Annotated in this window: 19 protein-coding genes; 12 read left to right on the forward strand and 7 right to left on the reverse strand. The window is 74.1% G+C overall.

Annotated elements, in window-relative coordinates:
- Positions 1-21 precede the first annotated feature (21 nt).
- On the reverse strand, positions 22-267 hold the full coding sequence (locus ACIP4O_RS06900) for a hypothetical protein (RefSeq protein WP_401572423.1): 246 nt from the start codon (positions 265-267) through the stop codon (positions 22-24).
- A gap of 321 nt (positions 268-588) precedes the next feature.
- Here ACIP4O_RS06900 and ACIP4O_RS06905 point away from each other — a divergent pair, with 321 nt between their 5' ends.
- Positions 589-1,725 carry a hypothetical protein gene (locus tag ACIP4O_RS06905; RefSeq protein ID WP_401572426.1) on the forward strand — a complete coding sequence of 379 codons (1,137 nt, stop codon included), beginning with the start codon at positions 589-591 and terminating at the stop codon, positions 1,723-1,725.
- Between the two features lie 30 nt (positions 1,726-1,755).
- On the opposite strand, the gene ACIP4O_RS06910 is transcribed toward ACIP4O_RS06905, so the two are convergent.
- The gene (locus tag ACIP4O_RS06910; protein WP_401572428.1) at positions 1,756-2,406 is read right to left on the reverse strand and encodes a DUF5753 domain-containing protein; all 651 of its coding nucleotides are present in this window, start codon (positions 2,404-2,406) and stop codon (positions 1,756-1,758) included.
- Between ACIP4O_RS06910 and ACIP4O_RS06915 the strand changes: the two genes are divergently transcribed.
- A complete protein-coding gene (locus ACIP4O_RS06915; protein ID WP_401572431.1) occupies positions 2,395-2,604 on the forward strand; it encodes a hypothetical protein in 210 nt (69 codons plus the stop codon). The genes ACIP4O_RS06910 and ACIP4O_RS06915 overlap by 12 nt on opposite strands.
- A gap of 303 nt (positions 2,605-2,907) precedes the next feature.
- Complete coding sequence (locus tag ACIP4O_RS06920) at positions 2,908-3,630, forward strand: response regulator (RefSeq protein ID WP_401573863.1); 723 nt, start codon at positions 2,908-2,910, stop codon at positions 3,628-3,630.
- 58 nt (positions 3,631-3,688) lie between these two features.
- On the opposite strand, the gene ACIP4O_RS06925 is transcribed toward ACIP4O_RS06920, so the two are convergent.
- Positions 3,689-4,444: an SDR family NAD(P)-dependent oxidoreductase gene (locus ACIP4O_RS06925; RefSeq protein WP_401572433.1), complete on the reverse strand. Its 756-nt coding sequence runs from the start codon at positions 4,442-4,444 to the stop codon at positions 3,689-3,691.
- 102 nt (positions 4,445-4,546) lie between these two features.
- Here ACIP4O_RS06925 and ACIP4O_RS06930 point away from each other — a divergent pair, with 102 nt between their 5' ends.
- Complete coding sequence (locus tag ACIP4O_RS06930; protein ID WP_401572435.1) at positions 4,547-5,038, forward strand: winged helix-turn-helix transcriptional regulator; 492 nt, start codon at positions 4,547-4,549, stop codon at positions 5,036-5,038.
- A gap of 45 nt (positions 5,039-5,083) precedes the next feature.
- Here ACIP4O_RS06930 and ACIP4O_RS06935 read toward each other — a convergent pair whose 3' ends face one another.
- Positions 5,084-6,694 (reverse strand): GAF domain-containing protein, encoded by a 1,611-nt coding sequence (locus ACIP4O_RS06935; RefSeq protein WP_401573865.1) that lies wholly within the window; start codon positions 6,692-6,694, stop codon positions 5,084-5,086.
- A 683-nt stretch (positions 6,695-7,377) separates the two neighbouring features.
- Between ACIP4O_RS06935 and ctaD the strand changes: the two genes are divergently transcribed.
- From ctaD to ACIP4O_RS06950, 3 genes are all read left to right on the forward strand, one after another.
- Positions 7,378-9,018 (forward strand): cytochrome c oxidase subunit I, encoded by a 1,641-nt coding sequence (gene ctaD, locus ACIP4O_RS06940; RefSeq protein WP_401573867.1) that lies wholly within the window; start codon positions 7,378-7,380, stop codon positions 9,016-9,018.
- Positions 9,015-9,680 carry a hypothetical protein gene (locus ACIP4O_RS06945; RefSeq protein ID WP_401572437.1) on the forward strand — a complete coding sequence of 222 codons (666 nt, stop codon included), beginning with the start codon at positions 9,015-9,017 and terminating at the stop codon, positions 9,678-9,680. Before ctaD ends, ACIP4O_RS06945 begins: the two co-directional genes overlap by 4 nt.
- A 116-nt stretch (positions 9,681-9,796) precedes the next feature.
- Positions 9,797-10,420 carry an HdeD family acid-resistance protein gene (locus ACIP4O_RS06950; protein WP_401572440.1) on the forward strand — a complete coding sequence of 208 codons (624 nt, stop codon included), beginning with the start codon at positions 9,797-9,799 and terminating at the stop codon, positions 10,418-10,420.
- A gap of 22 nt (positions 10,421-10,442) precedes the next feature.
- Here the strand turns inward: ACIP4O_RS06950 and ACIP4O_RS06955 are convergent, their stop codons facing one another.
- The 3 genes from ACIP4O_RS06955 to ACIP4O_RS06965 all read right to left on the reverse strand — a co-directional run bounded on the left by ACIP4O_RS06955 (position 10,443) and on the right by ACIP4O_RS06965 (position 13,899).
- Positions 10,443-10,784 carry an STAS domain-containing protein gene (locus ACIP4O_RS06955; protein ID WP_401572443.1) on the reverse strand — a complete coding sequence of 114 codons (342 nt, stop codon included), beginning with the start codon at positions 10,782-10,784 and terminating at the stop codon, positions 10,443-10,445.
- Positions 10,781-11,962 (reverse strand): B12-binding domain-containing protein, encoded by a 1,182-nt coding sequence (locus ACIP4O_RS06960; protein WP_401572446.1) that lies wholly within the window; start codon positions 11,960-11,962, stop codon positions 10,781-10,783. The genes ACIP4O_RS06955 and ACIP4O_RS06960 overlap by 4 nt, the downstream gene beginning before the upstream one ends.
- 203 nt (positions 11,963-12,165) lie before the next feature.
- Positions 12,166-13,899 carry a SpoIIE family protein phosphatase gene (locus tag ACIP4O_RS06965; RefSeq protein ID WP_401572449.1) on the reverse strand — a complete coding sequence of 578 codons (1,734 nt, stop codon included), beginning with the start codon at positions 13,897-13,899 and terminating at the stop codon, positions 12,166-12,168.
- A gap of 369 nt (positions 13,900-14,268) precedes the next feature.
- Between ACIP4O_RS06965 and ACIP4O_RS06970 the strand changes: the two genes are divergently transcribed.
- The 5 genes from ACIP4O_RS06970 to ACIP4O_RS06990 all read left to right on the forward strand — a co-directional run bounded on the left by ACIP4O_RS06970 (position 14,269) and on the right by ACIP4O_RS06990 (position 22,863).
- On the forward strand, positions 14,269-15,495 hold the full coding sequence (locus tag ACIP4O_RS06970) for a cation:proton antiporter (RefSeq protein WP_401572452.1): 1,227 nt from the start codon (positions 14,269-14,271) through the stop codon (positions 15,493-15,495).
- A gap of 128 nt (positions 15,496-15,623) precedes the next feature.
- Positions 15,624-18,170 carry a S8 family serine peptidase gene (locus ACIP4O_RS06975; RefSeq protein WP_401572455.1) on the forward strand — a complete coding sequence of 849 codons (2,547 nt, stop codon included), beginning with the start codon at positions 15,624-15,626 and terminating at the stop codon, positions 18,168-18,170.
- Positions 18,167-21,076, forward strand: coding sequence for an FG-GAP repeat domain-containing protein (locus tag ACIP4O_RS06980; protein ID WP_401572458.1), 2,910 nt, complete (start codon positions 18,167-18,169; stop codon positions 21,074-21,076). Before ACIP4O_RS06975 ends, ACIP4O_RS06980 begins: the two co-directional genes overlap by 4 nt.
- A 180-nt stretch (positions 21,077-21,256) precedes the next feature.
- On the forward strand, positions 21,257-21,904 hold the full coding sequence (locus ACIP4O_RS06985; protein ID WP_401572461.1) for an RNA polymerase sigma factor: 648 nt from the start codon (positions 21,257-21,259) through the stop codon (positions 21,902-21,904).
- Between the two features lie 77 nt (positions 21,905-21,981).
- Positions 21,982-22,863, forward strand: a complete 882-nt coding sequence (locus ACIP4O_RS06990) for a hypothetical protein (protein ID WP_401572463.1) — start codon at positions 21,982-21,984, stop codon at positions 22,861-22,863.
- Positions 22,864-23,077: the final 214 nt, after the last annotated feature.

Consider the following 23,077-nt stretch of genomic DNA (forward strand, 5'->3'; position numbering starts at 1 on the left):
GCTTCCGCCCCCGTGTCCCCCCTACGCCGGGTCCATCCCCACCAGGTCCGCCTCTCGCGCGAGGCGCCTCAGCTCCTCGACCTCCCAGCCGGTGAGGCGGGCGATGTCGGTCTCGGTCTGGATGGTGAGCGCGGGGTCCTCGCGGACGGCGCGGAGCGCGGCGACGATCTCGACGACGAGGTCGTCGCGCGCGGCGGTGAGGGCCTGGGCCGCCTCCGCGTGGCGGTGGGCGGCGAGTTCGAGGCGAGCCATCGGGTCCGTGGTCATGGGCGGGCGTCTGCCCCGTCCACGGGCGCTCACGCACGCGGCGCCGGGAAGAGGGGGAGCGGGGCACGGAAGCGCGCCGCCCTCCGCGCGCGAGCCGAGGCTGACGCGGAACGCCCCCGGCCCTTCCGCCGGAACCCGGCCGGCGGTCGCGAAGGCGGGCCCTGGGCGGACCGGCTCCGGGAGGCGTGTAGGGGGAGCCGGTCATTCCCCGTGTACGCGGCGCGCGTGCGGGGGACCATGGGCCGGGGGAACCGCAACGGGCGGACCCCCGTGTCCGCTTGGGGGGCTCGTATGCGCAGGCGTCAGGAAAGACGTTGGTCCGTGGCGACGGCGGGGGCGGCGCTCGCCCTCCTCGTACCGCTCGCGCTCGTCGCGCAGCCCGCGCAGGCCGCGAGCAGGCCCGCGCCGCCGCGTGTGCTGCCGGGGCTTGACCCCGTACGGCTCCCGGCCGGGACGACCCCCAATACGCTCGAATCCGGTAACGCCGTACGGGACTTCGGGGCCGGGGGCCTCGCCGTGGGGGCCTCGCTCGGGGTGCCCGCGTACTGGACGGGGACCGGGGGCGCGCGGCCGGTGGTGCACGCGGTGCCGCTGCCGGCGGGGTGGACCGGGGGCGTGGTCAACGCGGTGAACGCGGACGGGCTCATGGTCGGCGACCTCACGGGGTCGGGCACGTACGCGGCCTTCGCCTACCAGAAGGGCGCGAAGAAGCTCACGCTGCTCCCGGAGGGCCAGAGCGCCGAGGACGTCAACGACGCGGGCACCGTGGTCGGTTCGGACCGTCCGTACGAGGGCGGGACGACGGGACTCGTGTGGCGCGCGGGCGCGCTCGTACGGCGGCTGCCGCTGCCCGGCGACGGTGCGACGTTCTACCACGTGGCCGCGATCAACGAGGCGGGCACGATCGCCGGGCAGGCGGAGCGGGTCGTCCCGGGCGACGGGAGCGCGTACGAGCGCTGGGAGAACTTTCCCGTCGTGTGGCCGGCCGAGGGCTCGGCGCCGCCCCTCGAACTGTCGCGCAGCGGCCAGGCGGGGCTGTACGACTACTCGCAGGTGACGGACATTGACGCGGCGGGGAACGTCGTCGGCTACGACTGGACGGGGCCGTGGCAGGAGCACACGCCGTGGACGTGGAGCGCCCCGTACGCCACGGCCGGCGAGGCCGCGAGCCTCCCGGCCGGTACGACCGGCGCCACGCTGGAGGCGGTCGCCCCGACGAGCGGCGTCGCGGTCGGTACGGCGCTGGCGCCGGGGGCCGTCGAGTGGCCGTACGACACCCACCAGGCCCTCTACCGCGACGCCCACGGCACCTCGCGCCTCCTTCCGCCCCTGGCGGAGGGCCGCACGGCGGAGGCGTACGCGGTGACGGACGCGAGTCGCGCGGGCGGAACCGCGCGGGACGGGGAGGGGGTGGCGCACGCGGTGGTGTGGCGCCACGCGGAGCGACAGGCGAGGTGAGGGCGGCCCCCGGGCGGGAGACGAAGGCCGTCACGCTTCGCGCGTGAGCGACCGGAACGTCGCCCGGTACGGGGGCTCCTCCAAGAGCTGCCGGATGAAGGCCTGGGACGCGGCCGGGGGAAGGGCCTGGTCGCGGACGGCGTCGTAACGCCGCTGGAGGCTCTCGATCCGGGCCGGGCTCTCGATGACGTGCCCGCTGACGCTGTTCTCGGTGTACGCCACGGTGGAGCCGTCGGGTTGCCTCAGAAAGGTGAGGTTGGTACTGGCCAGGCCGTGCATCCCCGCCGCGAAGGGCAGCACGTGAACGGTGATGTGGCGTGCGTTCGTCGCCCCAAGAAGGTCCTCCAACTGAGCTCGCCACTGTGCCCGGTCGGTGAGGGGCGTGCGCAGCGCGGCTTCCGAGAAGATCGCCCGGAAGGCGGGCGCCTGCGCGCCGTAAAGCCGGGCCCGGCGGCGCATCCGGGCCGACACCTGCTGGTCGAGCGTCGTGCCGGTCATCCCGCCCCCGAGGCCCATCCGTTCCCGCGCGTAGTCGGGCGTCTGGAGCAGGCCGTGGAGGAGGTCGATGCCGAGCTCGGGGCGTACGGGGCGGGAGCGGCCACCGGGCCCGCCCAGCGCGCCGTCGACGACGCCCTCGCGTGCCGGCTCGGCACGACCACCCGCGCGGACATGGAGCACCACACGCGGCTCCTGCGGGTCCGGGCCGAGGCGTTGCTCGGGGCCGGGATCGCCGGGGAGACCGCCGAGCTGGTGCGCGCGTTGCTCGACGGGGCGCCCTCGCGCGAGGACCCCGCTCATGCCGCGTACGCCCACATGCAGGCGCTCGCCCGGTTGCTCCGCCACCACGGCGGTGAAGCCCCTGTCCCCGTGGCCCCCTGACCGCGACCCCGGTCGCGCCGTATTGGACGCCCCCACGGGTCCTCCGGGGGTCGGGGGATGACGGCCTCGTCCGGAGTGGCCCGTGCGGGGCGCGAGGGAAGTCCACCAGGGGCGGAGGCGGGGCGCGAGGGCCGTTCGGCCCCTCACCCGGGGCCGGACGGCGGGCCGGGGCGTTGCGATACTGGGGCGTGCCGCTGGAGGGCGCGCGCCCCCGGGGTGCGCTGCCCGGGGTGGCCGTCCCGTCCCGTACCGGAGTCCCGTCATGATGCCTGCACCCGCCCCCCGGACCTTCTCGTGAGCCCCGTGCCGCCGCCCGGCGCCGCGCCCGCCGCTCCCGTCCGCGTCTTCCTGCTCGACGACCACGAGGTCGTACGGCGGGGGCTGCGCGATCTGCTGGAGGCGGAGCCGGACATCGTCGTGGTCGGTGAGGCCGCCAACGCGCGGGAGGCGCTCGCGCGCGTGCCCGCGACGCGGCCCGACGTCGCCGTGCTCGACGTACGGCTCGGCAGTGCGACCGGCGGGGACCACGAAGGCGTCGAGGTGTGCCGGGAGCTGCGGGCCGAACTGCCGGACCTCGCCTGCCTCATGCTCACGTCCTTCGACGACGACGAGGCGCTCTTCGACGCGATCATGGCGGGCGCGGCCGGCTACGTGCTCAAGCAGATCAACGGCTCCGACCTCCTCAACGCGGTACGGACCGTCGCCACCGGCACCTCGCTCCTCGACCCCCGCATGACGAGCCGCGTCATGGCCCGCATCCGCGAGCCCGAGCCGGAGAAGCCCGAGCCGAGCCGCGCCCTGCCCGGCGAACTCGACCGGCTCTCGCCGCGCGAGCTGGAGATCCTCGACCTCATCGGGCTCGGCCTCACCAACCGGCAGATCGCCGCACGCCTCTACCTCGCCGAGAAGACGGTCAAGAACCGCGTCTCGTCGATCCTCGGGAAGCTCGGCGTCGGACGGCGGATACAGGCGGCGATGATCGCGGAGCGGCTGCGGGGGACGGACGCGGGGCGGCCGACGGCGTGACCGTCCGTTCCCGGGACGGCTGACGTTCCCGGGCGGGCCGCCGGTCACCCCCCGCCCCTCAGCGGCTGCCGCCCGAGGCCAGTACCAGCGCCCCCGTGATCCACCGCGCGTCCTGTGAGGCGAGGAAGGCCACGAGCGGGCCGTAGTCGCCGGGCGTGCCGCTGCGGCCCAGGGGCGTCGCGGCGATCGCGCGGGCCTCCAGTTCCGAGCCGACGTACCCGGCGGCGCGGGTGCCCTCGGTGTCGGAGGCGCCGGGCTGGACCGCGTTGACGCGGATGCCGCGCGGGCCGAGCTCCTTCGCCGCGATGATCGTGTACGCCTCCAGGGCGCTCTTCGTGGCGACGTACAGGGAGGCGTACGCGGGGTGGCCGAGGGTGCCGCCCGTCGAGATGTTGACGACCGAGGCCTCAGTGACGTCCTCCTGCGCGGCCAGCGTCTTCGTGGTCAGCATCGGGGCCAGCATGTTGGTCGTCGTCTCGCGGTGGAACTCCTCCTCGGTCAGCTCCGTCAGCGGCCCGAAGGCGACGACCCCCGCGTTGTTGACGAGGATGTCGACCGGGCCGTACGCCGCGCGGGCCCGCGCGAACAGCTCCCGCACCTCGTCCTCGCCCTTCGCCACGTCCGCCCGTACGGCGAGGGCCCGGCCGCCCTTCGCGGTGATCTCCGCGACGACCCGTTCCGCTCCCTCCGCGTCCGTCCGGTAGTTGACCACGACGGCCGCGCCGCTCGCGGCGAGCGCTTTCGCGATCCCCGCGCCGATCCCCTTGGACGCGCCCGTCACGACTGCCGTACGTCCGGTGTTGTCGCTGCTCACGGTGGCTCCTCCTGCTCGGCCCCGGAGGTCGGGGCCCGTGAAGAGCACCGTAGGGAAGGTGCTTACTCGAAGGAAGCAGGTACTTTTTTGTAAGCTCCTACCGTGACGGAAACCCTGACGGAGAACACGACAGAGGAAGCGGCCGACGAGGGAGGGCGCGGCACGGGCGCAGGAGCGGTGCCGGGTGCCATGACGGAGGCGGCGCGACTCGCGACCGCCGGCAGGCTCCTCGCCCACGACACCTTCGACCAGAAGTGCGCCTTCCGGCCGATCATGGACCAGACGACGAGCCGTTGGGCCACGCTGCTCATCTCGGCGCTCGTCTCCGGCCCGCACCGCTTCGCCCAACTGCACGCGCGCGTCGGCGGAATCAGCCAGAAGATGCTCTCGCAGAACCTCAAGGCACTCGCCAGGGCGGGACTCGTCCACCGCGAGGTCGCGCCGACCAACCCGCCCCAAGTCACCTACAACCTGACCGAGTTGGGTCTCAGCCTGGCCGGGCCGCTCACGGACCTCATCGGGTGGTACGGGGCACACGGGGCCGAACTCCTGGCGGCCCAGGAGCGGTACGACGCGGAGCACGCGGAGGGGTGACCGGGAGAGGGCCGGTCCGGATCGGCCCGGCTCGCGGGGTCCTGCTCACGCCCCCGCCAGCGGCGCCGTCCACGTGATCCGCGTGCCACGCCCCTCCGGGCCCGCCTCGGTGCGGAAGCTTCCCCCGCACTGCTTCGCGCGCGAGGCCATGTTGCGCAGGCCCCCGGTCGGGCGGGCCGGGCCGAGGCCCACGCCGTCGTCCGTCACCGTGAGGACCACGCGTCCGGCGCCGTCCGGGACGGCCAGCTCGATGTCCGCGTGGTGCGCGCGGGCGTGCCGCGCCGTGTTGCTCAACGCCTCCGCGGTGACCGCGAGCACGTGCTCGCGCAACTCCTCGGGCACTGTGCTGTCCACGGGGCCCAGTATGCGCAACGACGGCTGGAAACCGAGGTGTTGGGCGGCGATCCGGACCGTCTCGGCGAGGCGGCGGCGCAGCGCGGGGCCGCCCCGGTCGTCGTCGCTCGTACGGAGCTGGTGGATCGTCGAGCGGATGATCTGGATCGTCGCGTCCAGGTCGTCGACCGCGCGCCCGACCCGCTCGGAGGCCGTCGGGTCCGCGATCGAACGCGTCGCGCTCTGGAGCGTCATGCCGGTCGCGAAGAGGCGCTGGATCGCGACGTCGTGCAGGTCGCGCGCGATGCGGTCGCGGTCCTGGAGCATCGCCAGCTCCTCCGACTCCTCGCGCCTGCGCGCGAGTTCGAGCGCGATCGCCGCCTGGTCCGCGAAGCCGTCGATGAGCGCCGTCTCGGCCGAGGTGAAGCCCTGCCTGCCGGTGCGACGGCTCAGCCGCAGCGCCCCGCACACCGCCGCGTCCACCCGCAGCGGCACCGCGACGACCGGCCCGTGCTCCGTACCGCCGAGCGGCCGGGCGCGCGCGTCCACCCGCACGTCCGTCGTCACGACCGGAGCCCGCTTTGCCGCCGCGAGCCCCGACAGCGAGCCCGCGACCGGGAGCACCGCCTCCCGTACGGCCTCCGCGCCCTCGCCGTGCGCGACCCGCACCACGAGATCACCGGGGCCGGTGGGGAGCAGCACGGCCGCGAGGTCGGCGTCGGCCACCTCCATCGCGCGGCGGGCGATGATGCGCAGCACCTCGTCCGTGCCGGTGCCCGCGAGGAGCGCGCGGGTGATCTCGCCGAGGGCTTCGAGCCGGTGTTCGCGGCGGCGGCTCTCCTCGTACAGGCGGGCGTTGTCGATCGCGACGCCCGCCGCGATCGAGAGCGTCGTGAGGACGGCCTCGTCGTCGGCGTCGAAGGAGCCGCCGCCGCGCTTCTCGGTGAGGTAGATGTTCCCGAAGACCTCGTCGCGGATGCGGACGGGGGCGCCGAGGAAGGTCCGCATCGGCGGGTGGTGGGCGGGGAAGCCGTAACTGTTCGGGTGCGCGGTGAGGTTGTCGAGGCGCAGTGGCGCGGGGTGGGTGATCAGCTCGCCGAGGATGCCCTGCCCGCACGGCGCCGGGCCGATCCGCGCCTCCACCTCCGCGTCCATGCCGACCGTCACGAACTGCGAGAGCCCCGCGCCGTCGTCGCCGATGACGCCGAGCGCGCCGTACCGCGCCTCGGTGAGCGTCACGGCCGCCTCCACGATGCTCCGCAGCACTTGCGGGAGGTCGAGGTCCCGGCCGAGGTCCATCACGGCGGTGAGGAGCGCGTGCATCCGGTCGGGGACGTCGAGGGTGGGGGTGGTGTGGCGGGGCGGGGCGGGAGTGCGGGCGAGGGCGGGGGTACGGGGCGGGGCGGGGTTTCCGGCGGTACGGGACCGCTCCGCTTCGTCGCCGGTACGGGGCCGCTCGCCGTGCGGGAACGGGCAGCGGGCGATCGGCTCGGCCTCCCGGGTGCCCCCGGCGGTGGCCGGGCCCGTCCCCCCGGCTGTGGCGGGGCTGGTCTCGCGCGGGTCGCTCATGCTCGTACCGTACGCGGCACCCCCGGGCCCGCGGCCAGAGGCCGAGCGGCCCCCGCCGACCGGCCACCGGGCCCCCGCCGACCGGCCCACGACCGCCCGCCGACCGGCCCGGAACCACTCGCCGCGCGGGGTCCGCTCGGCCCTGCCGCCGGGGTCGCGCCGCCGCCGATCATGTGGGGCGGCCGGAGGAGCACCGCACTCTCTCCCTGCGTGTGAGCCCTCCGGCCGTACCAGTTTCGCGGAAGGAAGGTCGCCGTCCGGTGGACGAGGCACATGACATGCGGCAGCGGGACGCGCGGGGAAACTCGCGGCCCCCGGCCGAGGAACGGCGGGAGCCGCCCGCCGGGCACACGGGCACGGCAGGGCCGCCGCCCCCGCCGGGGGAGGGGGCCGGTGGCGCGAAGGCCGTCGCTTCGGGGCCGGCCCGCCCCGGCTGGGTGACCTGGCTCACCACGACCGATCACAAGCAGATCGGCACGCTCTACCTGGTCTCCGCGTTCGTCTTCTTCGTCGTCGGCGGGGTGCTCGCCCTCGTGATGCGCGCCGAACTCGCCCGCCCCGGGACGCAGATCCTGTCGAACGAGCAGTTCAACCAGGCGTTCACGATGCACGGTTCGATCATGCTGCTGCTCTTCGCGATGCCGCTCTTCACCGGTTTCGCGAACTGGATCATGCCGCTCCAGATCGGCGCTCCCGATGTCGCCTTCCCGCGACTGAACATGCTCGCCTTCTGGCTCTTCCTGTGCGGCTCGCTGATCGCGGCGGGTGGCTTTCTGACGCCCGGTGGCGCCGCCGACTTCGGCTGGTTCCTCTACGCGCCGCTCTCCGACGCCGTGCACTCGCCCGGTCTCGGCGCGGACCTGTGGATCATGGGCGTGGCGCTCTCGGGCTTCGGGTCGATCGCGGGCGCGGTCAACTTCATCACCACCATCGTCTGCATGCGCGCGCCCGGACTGACGATGTTCCGGCTGCCGATCTTCACGTGGAACGTGCTGCTCACGGCGGTGCTCGTGCTCATCGTGTTCCCGGTGCTCGCCGCCGCGCTCTTCGCGCTCGAATGCGACCGCGAGTTCGGCTCGCACGTCTTCGACGCGGCGAACGGCGGGGCGTTGCTGTGGCAGCACCTGTTCTGGTTCTTCGGCCATCCCGAGGTGTACATCCTCGCGCTGCCGTTCTTCGGGATCATTTCCGAGGTGATTCCGGTCTTCTCCCGTAAGCCGATGTTCGGTTACGTGGGCCTGATCGGTGCCACGATCGCCATCGCCGGTCTCTCGGTGACCGTGTGGGCGCACCACATGTACGTGACGGGCGGGGTCCTGTTGCCTTTCTTCTCCTTCATGACCTTCCTCATCGCCGTGCCGACAGGCGTCAAGTTCTTCAACTGGATAGGCACGATGTGGAAGGGATCGCTCTCCTTCGAAATGCCGATGCTGTGGGCGGCCGGCTTCCTCGTCACCTTCGTCTTCGGCGGCCTGACCGGCGTGATCCTGGCCGCGCCGCCGCTCGACTTCCACGTCTCGGACTCGTACTTCGTCGTCGCGCACTTCCACTACACCCTGTTCGGCACGGTGGTGTACGCGATGTTCGCCGGATTCCACTTCTGGTGGCCGAAGTTCACGGGGAAGATGCTCGACGAACGGCTCGGGAAACTGACCTTCTGGACGCTGACCGTCGGCTTCCACGCGACCTTCCTCGTCCAGCACTGGCTGGGCGCGGAGGGCATGCCGAGGCGGTACGCGGACTACCTCGCGGCGGACGGCTTCACGGCCCTCAACACCGTGTCCACGATCGGCTCGTTCCTGCTCGGTCTCTCCTTCCTTCCGTTCTTCTACAACGTCTGGAAGACGGCGAAGTACGGGAAGAGGGTCGAGACCGACGACCCGTGGGGCTTCGGGCGCTCGCTGGAGTGGGCGACGTCCTGCCCGCCGCCGCGCCACAACTTCGTCAAGCTGCCCCGTATCCGCAGCGAGTCCCCGGCCTTCGACCTGCACCACCCGGACATCGCGGTCATGGACCAGCGCGAGAACGGGCCGCAGGGGAACGCCCTGGCGGGGGCGGAAGCGGGGTCCGCGCGGTGAGCGCCGTCGTGCCCGGGCTGGCGCTGGCCGTCCTCACGGCGTCGGGCTGCGTCTGGTACGTACCCGCCCTCGCCGAGCTGCGGGCCGGCGCGAACCGCCCGGTCTCCCGGCGCCTCGCCGCGCTGGCCTGCCTGAGCGGCTGGGGCACGACGGGGCTCGCGGCGGTACTGCTCCTGACGGGAGCGCCGCTCGCGCTCGCGGGCCCCGGAGTGCTCGCGGGCGGCGCGCTGCGGCTCGCGGCGTGGGTACGGGCCAGGCGGGAGGCGCGCGAGGACGCGGCGTGCTGGGCGGCGCTCGACGCACCGCCGCCGGACGTACGGCGCGCCCCGCACCGCGCCGTGGACGCGATCCTCGCCTGCGGACTGACGCTGGCGGTGACGGCGGCGACCGCGCTGACCTGGGCCCACGAGCGGGGAGCGACCGGCACCGCGCCCCTCCTGGCGACCCCCTCGGCCCTCACGGCGTGCACCCTCGCGGCGGCCCTCCTGACTCCGTCGCGGCGGGGGCGCGCGGAGCGGGTGGGGGCGGGGCGTCCGGCCCGTGTCCTCCCGGCGGCGCCGGAGCGTCCGGCCCGTCCCGCCCCGGTGGGCCCCGGTACCCGGCACACGGGACCGCACCGGCGGGGCCCCGGGCGCGGAGCCGCGCCCTACCCCGGAAGCTAGCGTTCCGTGCCGAGGACGGGACGGGAACCCGGAGGCCGGCGGGAGGGGTCGCCGCACCCCGCCCCCCGGTCCCCGCTCCGGTGGCGCGCCCCTCGTGCCCGTCCCACAGTTGGGGCATGAGCCATGCCGAGCAGCCCTCGTATCCCGGTGCCATGCCGCCGCCCCGGCCGGGGCCCGGTCGGGACGAGTTGCCCGATCCCCTGCGCAGGCTCGCGCGGGCCGCCTGGTGGGTGGTGCTGCTCGCGGGGCTCGCCTCGGTCGTGCTGGGGGTGCTGGTCCTGGTGTGGCCGGGGTCCTCCTTGCGCGTCGCGGGGGTGCTCTTCGGGGTGTACCTGGTGGTCAGCGGGGTGGTGCAACTGGTGGCGGCGACGGGAACGCACACCGACGCCGGAATGCGTGTGCTCGGCTTCGTGAGCGGGGCGCTCTCCGTACTGCTCGGGCTCTTCTGCTTCCGGGGCGCCACGCAGTCCGTGCTGCTGCTCGCGCTGTGGATCGGCATCGGGTGGCTCTTCCGGGGGCTCACCCAGGTGGTCGCCGCGCTCGCCGAACCCGCGAGCCCGGCGCGCGGCTGGCAACTCCTGCTCGGTGTGCTCGCCGCCCTCGCCGGGGTCGTCCTCGTCGTCTCGCCCTTCGCCTCCGCGTGGGCGCTCATCCTCGTGGCGGGGATCTGGCTGCTCGCGGTCGGCCTCACCGAGATCGCCACCGCGCTGCGCCTGCGCCACCGCCTCCACCTCGACTGACCACCCCGACCGGGCGGCGGTCTCACACCGGTTCGACGCCGAAGTGCGCGCTCGTGCCGGTCAGCCCGAGGAGTCGCCGCAGCGAGTCCGGCGGTCTCTCCAGGGTGAGCCGCACCCCCGCCCTGTCGGTGTGTCTGCGCACCTGGAGGAGGACGGCGAGGCCCATCGAGTCGCAGCCCTCCAGACCGGCGCAGTCGAGCGCGAGCGCGGTGAGACCGGGCGTGTCCAGAGCCGTGACGACTTCATTCCCGAGCTGCTCGGCGGTGTCGTAGTCGAGGTCGCCGACGAGCGCGATGACGAGGCGGCCGGGGGCGGCGGCCCGGTGTTCGAGGCGGAGGCCGCCGGGCGGGGGAGGAGCGGTCATCGGGGGTCCTCGCCGTCGGTACGGGACGACTCGGCACCGGCCGCGTCGTCACCCCGCACCGCCTCCGCGCCCGCGCCGCGCACCGCCCCCGCGCCCGCGCCGCGTACCGTCTCCGTGGCCGCGCCCCGTACCGCCTCCGTGCCCGCCGCGAGCAGGCCGAGCGCGCGGGGGAAGTCGTGCAGGCGCTCCGCGAGGACGGCGAGGGCGGGGAGCAGCGAGGCGGCGGGGACGCCGCGTGCCGCGAGGATCGAGGCGGTCCAGGTCAAAAAGCCCGTGAAGAGGTCCGCGTCGTCCACGTACAACGCCGTCGCGAGATGCACCACGACGTGGTCGAGGTCCTCGGCCGTGTGCTCGCGCTGGAGCGCGGTGTACGCGCGCATCGGCGGGTAGCGGTCGAGCAGCCCGTCGAAGACGGCCCGGACCAGCTCCTGACGCGAGCGCGTCACGAAGGTGTACTCCTGGTCCGCGAGGTGCGGCAGGTCGGCGCTCGTGACGTGGTCGCGCGGCGGGGGCGGCAGCGGGCCGCGCGCGAGGCGGTCGGCGGCGGCGCGCGCGTCGGGTGCCCAGGCGTCCGCGCCGAGGAGGCGCGCGTAGCGGCCGTCGTGGCCGAAGGCGGCGCCGCCGACGAGTACGGGCACGCCGACCGCCTGGCACGCGGTCAGCGTCGCGTGCGCGACGGGCAGGCGGGGCGCGAGCGAGCCCGAGAGCGCGACGGCGTCGGCGCCCGTACGGTGCAGGTGGCCGATGAGGTGCGGCGCCGGGACCTGCGCGCCGAGATGGTCCACGTGCCAGCCGCGCAGCCGCAGCACCTCCGCGAGCAGCCGCGCGGGCAGCCCGTGCCACTCGCCGTCCACGCACGCCACGACGATCCGCCCCGCGCCCGGCGCGGGCACGGCGGGCGGCGTCGAGTGCCGCAGCACCCCGACGCACTGCTCGTTGACGGCCGTCGCCGCGTGCTCGCGCGCGACGCTCAGCCGGTTCGCCGCCCACTCGGCGCCGACGCGCCGCTGCACCGCGGCGATGACGTCGAGCAGCACGCTCTCCGCGTCGAGCCCGGCCCCGTACGCCTCGCGCACCACCGCGGCGGCAGCGTCCTCGTCGCCCGCGGCGACCGGGACCCACAGCCGCTCGGCCCACGTCTCGGTCCGCGGCGGCGGTGCCGTCACCGTGCTCGTCATCAACCTCTCCCAGGAACCGGCCGCGCTCGGTGCGCGGTACATCCATCCATCGGCGCGGGCCCGCGTTCGGGCCCGCACCGTGCGGCTACCCGCTCAGTACACGCGGCTTCCCGCCCGGCCGCGCGCTACGCGGGCCAAGCGGGGCGCCCGCCGGAGGGGAGCGGGCCCAGCGGACTTTCCGCGGCCCAGGGCCGAAGGCGGGTCTACGCCGCTCCACCGCCGCCCGACCCCGCCTTCGGCCCCCGCTTCGGCGCCGTGATCGCCACCACCGCCATGTCGTCGTGGCGGCCCGCGCCGACCCACTCCTCCGCGAGCATCCGCACCCGCTCCACGATCGCGCCCGCGGGCATCCCCGCGCACTCGCCCGCCGCCCTGCGCAGCCGGTCCTCGCCGAACATCGTCTCGCCGAGCGGCCCGCCCTTCGCCTCCGTGATGCCGTCCGTGTACAGCAGGCACGTCTCGCCCGGCGCGAGCCGCACCGTGTCCGTCGTGGCGTGCACCTCGGGGAGCACGCCGACGAGGGTGCCGTGCGTCCCGGCCTGCTCGACCGTGCCGTCCGCGCGCACGAGGAGCGGCTGCGGGTGCCCCGCGCTCGTCACGCGCAGGCACACGCCGCCGCCCGCCTCCGCGCGCGCCGAGGCGAGCACGAGCGTCGCGAACCGCGTGTGATGGGACGTCAGGAGCGCGGCGTTGAGGAGCGTGAGGACGCGCTGGTGGTCGGCGGCGAGCGGGAGCAGCGCGTGCAGCGTGTTGCGGATCTTGCCGGTGAGGATCGCCGCTTCGAGTCCCTTGCCGCACACGTCGCCGAGGACGACGAAGCACTCGCCGTCCGTCCCCTCGGCGGCCGGGTGGACGTCGTAGAAGTCGCCGCCGACGCGCTCGCGGTCGGCGGAGGCCCGGTAGCCGCCCGCGAGGTCGATGCCGTCCACTCGGTGCAGCGGGGGCGGGAGGAGTTCGCGGGTCAGGGTCTTGGTGAGCGCGGCCTGCTCCGCGTACAGGAGCGCGGCGGAGACCGCGGTCCCGGCGCGCAGCGCGAAGAGCCGCGCGAGGGACTCCTCCTCCTCACCGAAGGTCTGCCCGCCCGCTTTGCGCAGCAGCACGAGCGCGCCCGCCGGGACGCCGTGTCCCGGCATCGGCGTCACGAGCACGGACGCCGGGGTGCCGAAGCCCTCCGGCAGCGCCCAGGCGGGGAACTGCGCGGGATCGAGCCAGCGCGAGGGCACGGGCGGGAAGCCCTGCAAGGCCTCGACGAGGCCCGGGACCTCGGCCGGATCGGCGCGTACGGAACGCGTCCGCGGCTCGCCGCCCGCGACCCCGAGGACGAGTTCGACGCGACGGCCGCGCCACGGTGAGACGACGACGGCGGCGTCGGCGAGGTGCCGTGCCGCGAGGCGCGCGGTGATGGCGAGGGCGCGGTCGGCGTTGAGCGAGGAGAGGAGCTGGGTCGACGCCTCGTCGAGCAGGGCGGTACGGGCCCGCTCGGCGTGGAGCGCGGCACGCAGCCGCTCCTCCTCGCCCGCGTCGCGCAGCCACCACGTGAACTCGCCGCCCTCGTGCCGTACCGGGCTCGCCTCGTACGTGCGTCCGCCGAGCGCCCCGCGCGCGATGCCCGGCAGGTTCTCGCGGACGGCCCGCGCGTGGGCGCCGGCGAACCAGTCGGGCGCCGTGCCGGCGAGCGGGCCGCCGGGGGCGGTGCGGGGCAGCAGCAGCGCCGCCGCGCCGTTGATCTCGCGCACGAGCCCGTCGGAGCCCGCGCGGAGGGCGGGGGGCGGGACGTGGTCGAGGGGGGTACGGGGGGTGGTCGGGGCGTGCTCGGGAGCCCGCGCGTCGGCGGGGCCTCGCGGGGTGGGGGGTGCTTGCGTGGGGACGGACTTCCTCGCGGTGTGGGGGTGCGCGGTGGGCGCGTGGGCTTCGGTGCGTTCGGCTGGTCGTGTCATGTGGGCGGGGCTCGCTCCGCGGGCCCCTCACCTCCTCCCGGCCTGCCGCCGCCGCGCCCCTTCGGGAGGCGCGTCGGCTTCACCACCGTACGCACAACCCCCCACCCCGGCGAAACCCCGCCACAAACCCTCGCGGAAACCGCACGTCTACGTGCCCGGGACCGGGGTACACGAGGCTGCGGAACAGGGCGCGGCCCGGGGTCTGGGGAGGCCCCGGGCCGCAGGGGCACGTGTGCCCGGCGCTGCCGGTGGCCGCCCGGGTGGCCCGGGTGGCTCACAGGACGCGCGGGGCGCGGACGCGGCGGTGACGCTGCTTGGCATGACCCAAGAGCTGCCCCCGGCCCGGAACCGGCGCGGTGACGGTGCGTCGTGAAGCACTCCGGCACGCTCGTCCTCGTCCTCGCCGCCGCCGTCCTGGCCCCGCTGCTCGTGCACGCGACCCGGCGCGTCGCCCGCGTCCCGCTCGTCGTCTTCGAGATCGTCCTCGGCGTCCTCCTCGGCCCCCACGTCCTGGACTGGGCGCACCCCGACACGGTCGTGGACGCGCTCTCCGACCTCGGGCTGTCGATGCTGATCTTCCTGGCGGGGTACGAGATCGACTTCGGCGCCGTGCGCGGGGACACGCTGCGCCGCGCGCTGAGCGCGTGGCCCCTCTCGCTCGCCCTCGGCATCGGTCTCGGCTTCCTGGTGAGCGAGGGCGAGGTCTTCAAGGCGTTCGTCGTCGGGACGGCGCTGACGAGCACCGCGCTCGGCACGGTGCTGCCGATGCTGCGCGACAGCGGTCAACTGCGCGGCCGCTTCGGGACGGTCGTCTCGGGCTTCGGCGCGGTCGGTGAGTTCGGTCCCGTGGTCGCCATGGCGCTGCTGCTCAGCGGGCGGCGCCCCGCCGAGTCCGCCGCGCTCCTCGCCGCCTTCGGCGCGATCACCGCCGCGGCCGTCTTCTGGGCGCTGCGCCCGCGCCCGCCCTGGTTCGGCGAGCTGACCGAGCTGACCCTGCACAGCAGCGGCCAGTTCGCGGTCCGCTTCGTCATGCTGCTGCTCGCCTCCATGCTCGCCCTCGCCGGGGTCTTCGGGCTGGACGTGCTCCTCGGCGCCTTCGCCGCGGGCGTCCTGACCCGGCTCGTCCTGCGGCGGACGGTCCCGGGAAGCAGCGAGGAGATCGTCGGCAGGGTGGAGGCGCTGGGCTTCGGCTTCCTCGTGCCGCTCTTCTACATCGTCACCGGCATCGAGTTCGACCTGGACGCGCTCCTGCACGACACCGTCTCGCTGCTGCTCGTGCCCGCCTTCCTCGCCCTGTTCCTGCTGGTACGGGGCGGGCCCGTGTACCTCTTCGCGCCGCGTGACCTGGATCGCGCCGACCGGCTGGCGCTCGCGCTGTTCTCGGCGACGTGCCTGCCGCTCGTCGTCGCCATCACGACGATCGGCGTGGACCAGAAGCTGCTGGGCACGGACCGGGCCGCGTCCCTCGTGTGCGCGGCGATGCTCTCCGTACTCCTCCTGCCCGCGCTCGCGACGCGGGTGCGGGGACGGGCGGCGAAGGCCGTGGGAGCAGAAGGGCGTCCGGGGGAGGACGGGGAGGAGTCGGAGGCGTGGTGAGGGCGGCCGGGCGGCGCGGGACGCGGTGCCAGGTCAGGGGCAAGTGGCCCGGATCGCTGTAATGGCCGAGTAACGGCCCCTCCCTAGCGTGCGGACTCCCCCGTACCGTCTCCGGAGGAGCACCGCCGATGCCTCTGCCCCTACCACCGCTGCGCGCACGCGCCCTGTGGGCGGCGGCCGCCTTGTCCGCGACCGCCCTGCTGACCGCCTCCCTGCCCGCCGTCGCCGCCGGGCCCGCCGCGCCCGCCGCCGCGCTGGACCCCGCGCTCTCGCGCGCCTTCGCCAAGAGCGACGAGACGTCCTTCTTCGTCGTCCTCAAGGACCAGGCCGACCTGTCCGGCGCACGCGGCAAGTCCTCGCACGCGGCCCGCGCCCAGAACGCCTTCGAGAAGCTGCGCGCCAAGGCCGACGCGACGCAGGCACCGCTGCGCGCGTACCTCGACAAGAAGAAGGTCGGGCACCAGGACTACTGGATCGCCAACACCGTCCAGGTCACCGGTGACAAGGAACTCGCCGCCACGCTCGCGGCCCGCTCCGACGTCGCCCAGGTCGTCCCCGACCACCACTACGCGCTGGACGGCATCGAGACCTCCGACGCGCGCGTCACCGCCTCCCGCACCGACGCCGACGCGGACACCCCCGAGTGGGGCGTCGCGGACATCGAGGCCGACAAGGTCTGGAAGCAGTACGAGGACCGCGGCGAGGGCATCGTCATCGCCAACGTCGACTCCGGCGTCCAGTACGACCACCCGGACCTCGTGGGCTCCTACCGGGGCAACAACGGCGACGGCTCCTTCACGCACGACTACAACTGGTACGACGCGACCGGGCAGTGCGGCACGAGCGGCGTCCCCTGCGACAACAACGGCCACGGCACCCACACCATGGGCACCATGGTCGGCGCGCACGGCATCGGCGTGGCCCCCGGCGCCCGCTGGATCGCCGCCAAGGGCTGCGAGACCTCCTCGTGCTCCGACTCCTCGCTGCTGAAGGCCGGGCAGTGGATTCTCGCCCCGACCGACCACAACGGGCAGAACCCGCGCCCCGACCTCGCGCCGAACATCGTCAACAACTCCTGGGGCGGCGACGACACGACGTTCTACCAGGACATCGTCGAGGCGTGGAACGCCGCCGGCATCTTCGAGGCCTTCGCGGCGGGCAACGACGGCGACGGCACCACCTGCTCCACCGCCCACGCCCCCGGCTCGCAGGCCCCCGCCTACGGCATCGGCGCCTACGACTCCGGCGGCAAGATCGCCTCCTTCTCCGGCTTCGGCCCCTCCCTCGTCGACGGCTCCGCCAAGCCCGACCTCGCCGCGCCCGGCGTGGACGTCCGTTCCACGTGGCCCGGCTCCGCGTACAACACCGAGTCCGGTACGTCGATGGCGACGCCGCACGTCGCGGGCGCCGTGGCGCTCCTGTGGTCGGCCGCCCCCTCGCTCGTCGGCGACATCGACGCGACCCGCGCGCTCCTCGCCCAGGGCGCCAGGGACGTGGACGACACCCACTGCGGCGGCACCGCCGCCCGCAACAACGTCTGGGGCGAGGGCAAGCTCGACATCCTCGCCTCCGTCGACAAGGCCCCGCACACCGCCGCCACCGTGACCGGCACCGTGACGGACAAGGCCACCGGCGCTCCGCTCGGCGGCGTCACCGTCGAGGCCACGCAGGACGGCCACGCCGCCCGGTCCGTCACCACCGGCCCCGAGGGCACCTACCGCCTCTCGCTCGCCCCCGGCACGTACGACCTCACCGTCTCCGGTTACGGCTACGCGGACACCACCGCCTCCGGCCTCACGCTCGGCGAGAACCAGGACCTCGGCCGCGACTTCGCGCTCACCGCCGTCGCCGCGCACAAGGTCACGGGAACCGTCCGCGACGTCACGGGCAAGCCCCTCGCCGGCGCGCGCGTCTCCGTCGCCGGGACGCCCGTCCCCGCCGTCACCACCAACGCCAAGGGCACGTACAAGCTCCCGGCCGTCGCCGAGGGCACGTACACGCTGAGCGTGCGGCCCGCCGCACCCGTGCTCTGCGACGGCGAGTCCGCCGACACCGTCACCGTCGCCGCCGACCTGAAGCGGGACGTCCGCCTGCCCGCGCGCGCGGACGCCTTCGGCAACTCGTGCGCCCCGGCCGCGTACTCCTGGATCGACGGCACCAAGAAGGTGGCCCTGAGCGGGGACGAGGACGCCACGACGATCACGCTGCCCTTCCCCGTGAAGCTCTACGGCGTCTCGTACTCCACCACCTCCGTCACCACCAACGGGATGCTCGACTTCCTCGCCCCCCGCGTCGGTGACTACGCCAACACCGACCTCCCGACCGCCCACAACCCCAACGGCTTCGTCGCCGCGCTCTGGGACGACCTCGTCCTCGACAAGAAGTCCTCCGTGAAGACGGCCACGACCGGCAAGAAGGGGGCACGCACCTTCGCCGTCGTGTGGACCGACGCCGCCTACGCCACCGGCACCACCGGGCGCGCGACCTTCGAGGTCCTCTTCGACGAGGCGAGCGGCGCCGTCACGACGCAGTACCGCACCGTCCCCGACCACGGCGCGTCCGCCACGGTCGGCCTCCAGAACCAGACGGGCAGCGACGCGCTCGCCTACTCCTACGACCAGCCCGTGCTCACGGACGGTTCCGCCGTCCGCTTCTCCCAGGGAGCCCAGGGATGACCCCCCACCACACCCGGCGGGCCCTGCGGCTCGCCTCCGCCCTGGCGGTCACCGGGCTCTGCGTGAGCCTGGCCCCGCAGGCGCTCGCCGCCGACCCGGCGGGCAGCGGCGCCATGAAGCTCAGCAGTGCCCAGGCCGACAAGCTCGCCGCGCACGCCGCACTGGACCCGTACGGCGACGGCGGCAAGGCACAGGAGCCCACGAAGCCGAAGGGCACCACGGCCCCGAAGACCGCGGGCAAGGACGCGAGGACGGACGCCGACGACGCGCCCGTCACCTTCACCGCCGCCTCCACGCTCGAAGGCGTACGCGGCATGGGCGCCACCGTGCCGGTCGGCAAGAACGGCGACTACTTCCTCCTCACCAGCCTCGGCACCGTGCAGCGCCACGCCGCCGACGGCACCTCCGTCTGGGAGCGCACCAACTCCTCGCTCTACACGGACTGGAAGGTCACCCCGCAGCGCCCCTGGCAGACCGAGCCGTACCCGGCCCGCATCCTGATGGGCTACAACGCCGTCTCGCCCTTCACGCCCACCTCCGACAGCGGTTACGCGACGGGCGACCTGACCGGCGACGGCACCGACGACCTGGTCTTCACCGCGAGCGTCGGAGTGGTGCCCTACCGCCCCTTCACCTCGCCCGGATCGACCCTGCCGAACGGCACCTTCGTGACGGTGGTCGACGGGAAGACCGGCGCCACGGTGTGGTCGAAGCTGTACGACTACGCCACCCACGTGAAGATCGTCGACCGCACGCTGCTGATCGCCGACTCGCCCCGGCAGAACATGAACGCCCCCGCCACGGACACGGCGAAGCTCACCGGCACCCGCTTCACGTACAAGGCCGGCGCCCTCACCCCGGCCTCGACATGGACGTACGACACCGGCGAGAGCGGCCCCGTGAGCTGGGGCGACCTCCAGGACCTCGGCAAGGGCCGGGTCGCCGTGTCCTGGGACCGTGCCAAGACCGAGACCAGCGGGGGCATGGGGCGCACCCTTCTCCTCTCCGCCGCTGACGGCTCCGTCACCTGGTCCACGGACAGCCTCCTGTACAGCCGTCAACTGCGTCTGGACAGCGCACGCAAGCGGCTCGTCGCCGTCGAGCAGGCCGACGCGACCGACGGAGTGCGCTACGAGATCGCCGCGTACGACCTCGGGACCGGGCGCCGCGCGACGCTCGACAGCCGCGTCAACGTGCTGCCCACCGCCCTCGCGGTCGGTGACCTCACCTCCCGCGACGGCGACGAGTACGCGGTCGCCGAGTCCTCGCTCGACGACAACCTGTACGTCAACGCGAGCACCGTGCGCGCGCTCGACGGCACCGACCCGCACAAGGCGCTGTGGTCGTCCACCCTCAAGCGCGACCCCGGCAACACCACCGACGGCGCGAGCATCTGGCGCCTCCAGGTCGTGGACGGCAGGCTCGTCACGTCCGCCCAGGACGACGAGAAGAACGGCGACGCCGAGAACATGGGTGGCGCCCGGTACGCGCGCCTCACCGTGTTCTCGGGCAAGGGCGCCGTCAAGTGGCAGGAGAAGGGCCTCGGCGCCTCGCCGATGTACCAGGAGGTCTTCGAGGACGCCAAGGGCAGCCACGTCCGGGTCGTCGACCAGAGCGAGAACGTCCGCACCTACCGGCTCGCCAACGGCAAGCGCGAATCCCTGACGCCGCTGCGCGCCGACATCGCCTACGCCAAGGCGACCGACGTGAACAAGGACGGCGCGGACGACGTCGTCATGGGCGGCTCCTCGAACGGCGTCTGGGCCTACTCGGGCCCCTCGCTCGCCTCCGGGAAGCCCGAGAAGCTCTGGCAGGCCACCGTCCCCGGCGCCGTCCACGACATCGAGACCGGTGACGTCAACGGCGACGGCAAGCCCGAGATCGTCGTGGCCGCCGACAGCGCCGTCGTCGTCCTGAGCGCCCGCACGGGCAAGACGCTGACCACGATCGACGGCGACGGCCGCTTCCTGCGCTCCGTCCACCTCGCCGACCTCGACGGCGACGGGACGCTCGACCTCCTCGTCCCGAGCGGCACGCTCGACGCCTACTCCGGCGACGGGCACCAGCTCTGGTCCTACGCCGCGCCCGGCAAGCCCGACGACCAGGTCTTCTCCGACCCCACCACGAGCGACGGGCGGGTGTACGTCTCGTACTCCAAGCGCGGGTCGATCAACCTGCCCGACGCCGGAGCCCACGCGGTCGCCCTCAACGCCCGTACCGGGAAGGCGAAGTGGGACCTGGCGCCCAAGGCCCCGGCAGCCGCGACCGATGGCGTGATCCACGCCGCGCTCTCCTACCACGCGACCTACGCATCGCCGGACATCCCGTACGCCAAGGGTCACGCGGTCGTCTACCTCTGGGACATCCAGGCCCAAGCGGGAGTCGGCTCCACCGACGGCGTCAGCCCGCACCAGTACATGGAGATCCGCGACGGCCGCACCGGCGAGGTCGTCCACGCCACCACCCTGGGCGGCCTGTGGACGCACAACGACTTCTTCACCGACGACGGCGTCCTCTACGAGGCGGGGACGTCCTCCTTCCGCGCCTTCCACGGCGAGGGCACCGAGGACACCACCGTCTACACCGTCCCGCAGTCCTACGGCGGTGGCTTCGCCACCGGCCCCGGTGGCCGCAAACTCCTGATCGGCGGGGTCGAGGGCGGTCTCTACGCCTGGAGCCCGGAGATCTTCGGCACCCCGGACTCGTACGTCCCCAGCCTCGGCCGCGTGGCCCTGACCGGGGGCCGCAACCAGCTCGCCGCCGACCTCGACGGCGACGGCAGTGCGGAAGTTCTCTCGCTCAACGGCGACGACTACGGCATGGACCGGATCGCCGAGGACCTGGGCGGCCGGTACCTCGTCCAGGACAACGGCATCCACCAGGTCACTACGTACACTCTCTCCTGAGCCGATGCTCTGAGCCGCCGCTCCAGAGCCGAAGTCCTCTCCGCGGCCCCCCGGTTCCGACCGGGGGGCCGCGGTCGCGCGTACGGCTTCGCCCTGCCCCTCCCCGCGGCTTCTCGACGTCCCCGAGAACAGATCACCTCCGGCGGGAACCTCCGCCCCTGAGCCGGACACGTACAGAGCATGGAACTGAACGACGCTGATCCCGCCGCCCCGGTCGGGGAGATATCCGACCGTGAGCTGTGGACGTGGGCCGTCGACGGCGACCGCGAGGCGTTCGGCCGGATCTTCGACCGGCACGGCAAGGCCGTCTACAACTACGTCTTCCGGCGGACGGCCGACTGGTCCGAGGCCGAGGACCTCACCTCGACGGTCTTCCTGCACGCCTGGCGGCGCCGGGCAGAGACGGTGCTCGACCGCGACTCGGCTCTTCCCTGGCTGCTCGGGATCGCGGACCGCCTGCTGTCGAACACCAGACGGCGCCTGAGACGGGCCGACGCCCTGCTGCGCCGACTCGTCTCGCACGACGAACAGGTGGGCGACCACGCAGAGCGCGTCGCCCACCGGGTGGACGACGAGCGCCGCATGTCGGAGATCCACCGGGCGCTGGCCCGGCTGCCGCGCCACGAACGCGAGGTCATCGAGCTGTGCGTGTGGTCCGGCCTGGACCAGCGGGCAGCGGCGGAGGTGCTGCGGGTGGCGGTCGGAACGGTCAAGTCCCGCCTGCACCGGGCGCGGCGAAGACTCGGCGCGGATCTCATCAGCGTGGCCCGGGTCCCGGCGTCGGTCAGCTCCACGCACGCCGACAATTCGCAGGAGGACGCACGATGAATGACATGCAGGGCATTCCCCCGGCGCCTCCCGAGCGCGATCTGCCGAACCAACGGCGGATGCGGGAGGAGCTACTGATGAAGATCGCACCACGGGACGACACCGCCCCGTCGCACCGCAGATGGGCGGTACCGCTGGGTGTCGCCGCCGGAGTGTCGGCGGTGAGCGTCACCGCCGTGGCGCTCTTCGGCGCGATGGGCGACACCGAGGCGCACCGCACGGATCGCGCGGACGGCGCACTCAGCGGTACGAGCCCGACGGGCGCGGCCTCCCCTGACGGCGACACCACGCCCGGTGCGGGGCCGGCCTCTCCGTCGGTCTCCCCCTCGGGCTCCGCGTCGGGCGAGACCGGCCCCATCCGCTCCTCCAAGGGCACGACGCCCAGCCCGGACAGCGACGCGTTCAGGATCAACAAGGCGACGACCACCCCGATCAAGGCGGGGACCGTCGCCAAGATCCTCTCCTCCTGCCTGGGCCCGGACGCCTCCCGCTTCCACGCCGTACTCGCGGTCCGCACCCCCGCGGCCTCGCCCAGCACGGACGGCGTCGTCGTGGCCGTCGACTCCGCGGGCCAGTACGCGCAGTGCGCGTCGAAGGGCGCGAAGGGCAGCAGCCCGGACGTCCCGCCCACCTTCATCAACGACAGGCTGTGGGGCACCGGTCGCCTGATCGAGTACTTCGACACCACCCAGGAAGCGGTCGGCGACGGGCAGTACCTCGTCTCGGGCGCGGGGCACTACACGTCCGACGTCGACAGAATCACCGTCAGCTACGGCGACAAGCCCAAGGAGTACCCGGCCCTCATGGCGGGCGGCGCCTTCGCCTACGCGGCCACTCTCACGCCCGACACGCCCCCCGACCGGCACTACCCCGGTCCCCGCGTCTCCGTCCACGCCTACGACGCCTCGGGAAAGGAGATCTACGACCAGGCAAAGGACCCAAAATTCACGAGCGACTGAGCCTTGGTCCCGCACAGTCGCGGTGCGTGCTAACGCGGTGCGTCCGGCCGGGCCGCGCCGCCAGGGCACGAGAGGGGTCACGGCCCCGCCGGGGGGCGGGGTCGCGGCCGTACCGAGGGGACGGGGCGGGTCCGTACCGGGAGCCGGGAGGGCGGCCCCACCGCGGGCCGGGGGACGGGACAGGCCGCGGGCTCCCGGCGCCTCGCTGACCGAA

The organism is Streptomyces sp. NPDC088923 (assembly GCF_044749745.1).
In the GTDB taxonomy this organism is placed as follows: domain Bacteria; phylum Actinomycetota; class Actinomycetes; order Streptomycetales; family Streptomycetaceae; genus Streptomyces.

Bases quoted from the DNA above. Each gene is read 5' to 3' on its own strand.
- ACIP4O_RS06915 (WP_401572431.1), top strand. From the start codon at position 2,395: ATGGAGCACCACACGCGGCTCCTGCGGGTCCGGGCCGAGGCGTTGCTC.
- ACIP4O_RS06950 (WP_401572440.1), top strand. From the start codon at position 9,797: ATGAGCCATGCCGAGCAGCCCTCGTATCCCGGTGCCATGCCGCCGCCC.
- ACIP4O_RS06960 (WP_401572446.1), bottom strand. From the start codon at position 11,962: ATGACGAGCACGGTGACGGCACCGCCGCCGCGGACCGAGACGTGGGCC.
- ACIP4O_RS06955 (WP_401572443.1), bottom strand. From the start codon at position 10,784: ATGACCGCTCCTCCCCCGCCCGGCGGCCTCCGCCTCGAACACCGGGCC.
- ACIP4O_RS06980 (WP_401572458.1), top strand. From the start codon at position 18,167: ATGACCCCCCACCACACCCGGCGGGCCCTGCGGCTCGCCTCCGCCCTG.
- ACIP4O_RS06985 (WP_401572461.1), top strand. From the start codon at position 21,257: ATGGAACTGAACGACGCTGATCCCGCCGCCCCGGTCGGGGAGATATCC.
- ACIP4O_RS06990 (WP_401572463.1), top strand. From the start codon at position 21,982: ATGAAGATCGCACCACGGGACGACACCGCCCCGTCGCACCGCAGATGG.
- ACIP4O_RS06900 (WP_401572423.1), bottom strand. From the start codon at position 267: ATGACCACGGACCCGATGGCTCGCCTCGAACTCGCCGCCCACCGCCAC.
- ACIP4O_RS06965 (WP_401572449.1), bottom strand. From the start codon at position 13,899: ATGACACGACCAGCCGAACGCACCGAAGCCCACGCGCCCACCGCGCAC.
- ACIP4O_RS06975 (WP_401572455.1), top strand. From the start codon at position 15,624: ATGCCTCTGCCCCTACCACCGCTGCGCGCACGCGCCCTGTGGGCGGCG.
- ACIP4O_RS06935 (WP_401573865.1), bottom strand. From the start codon at position 6,694: ATGCACGCGCTCCTCACCGCCGTGATGGACCTCGGCCGGGACCTCGAC.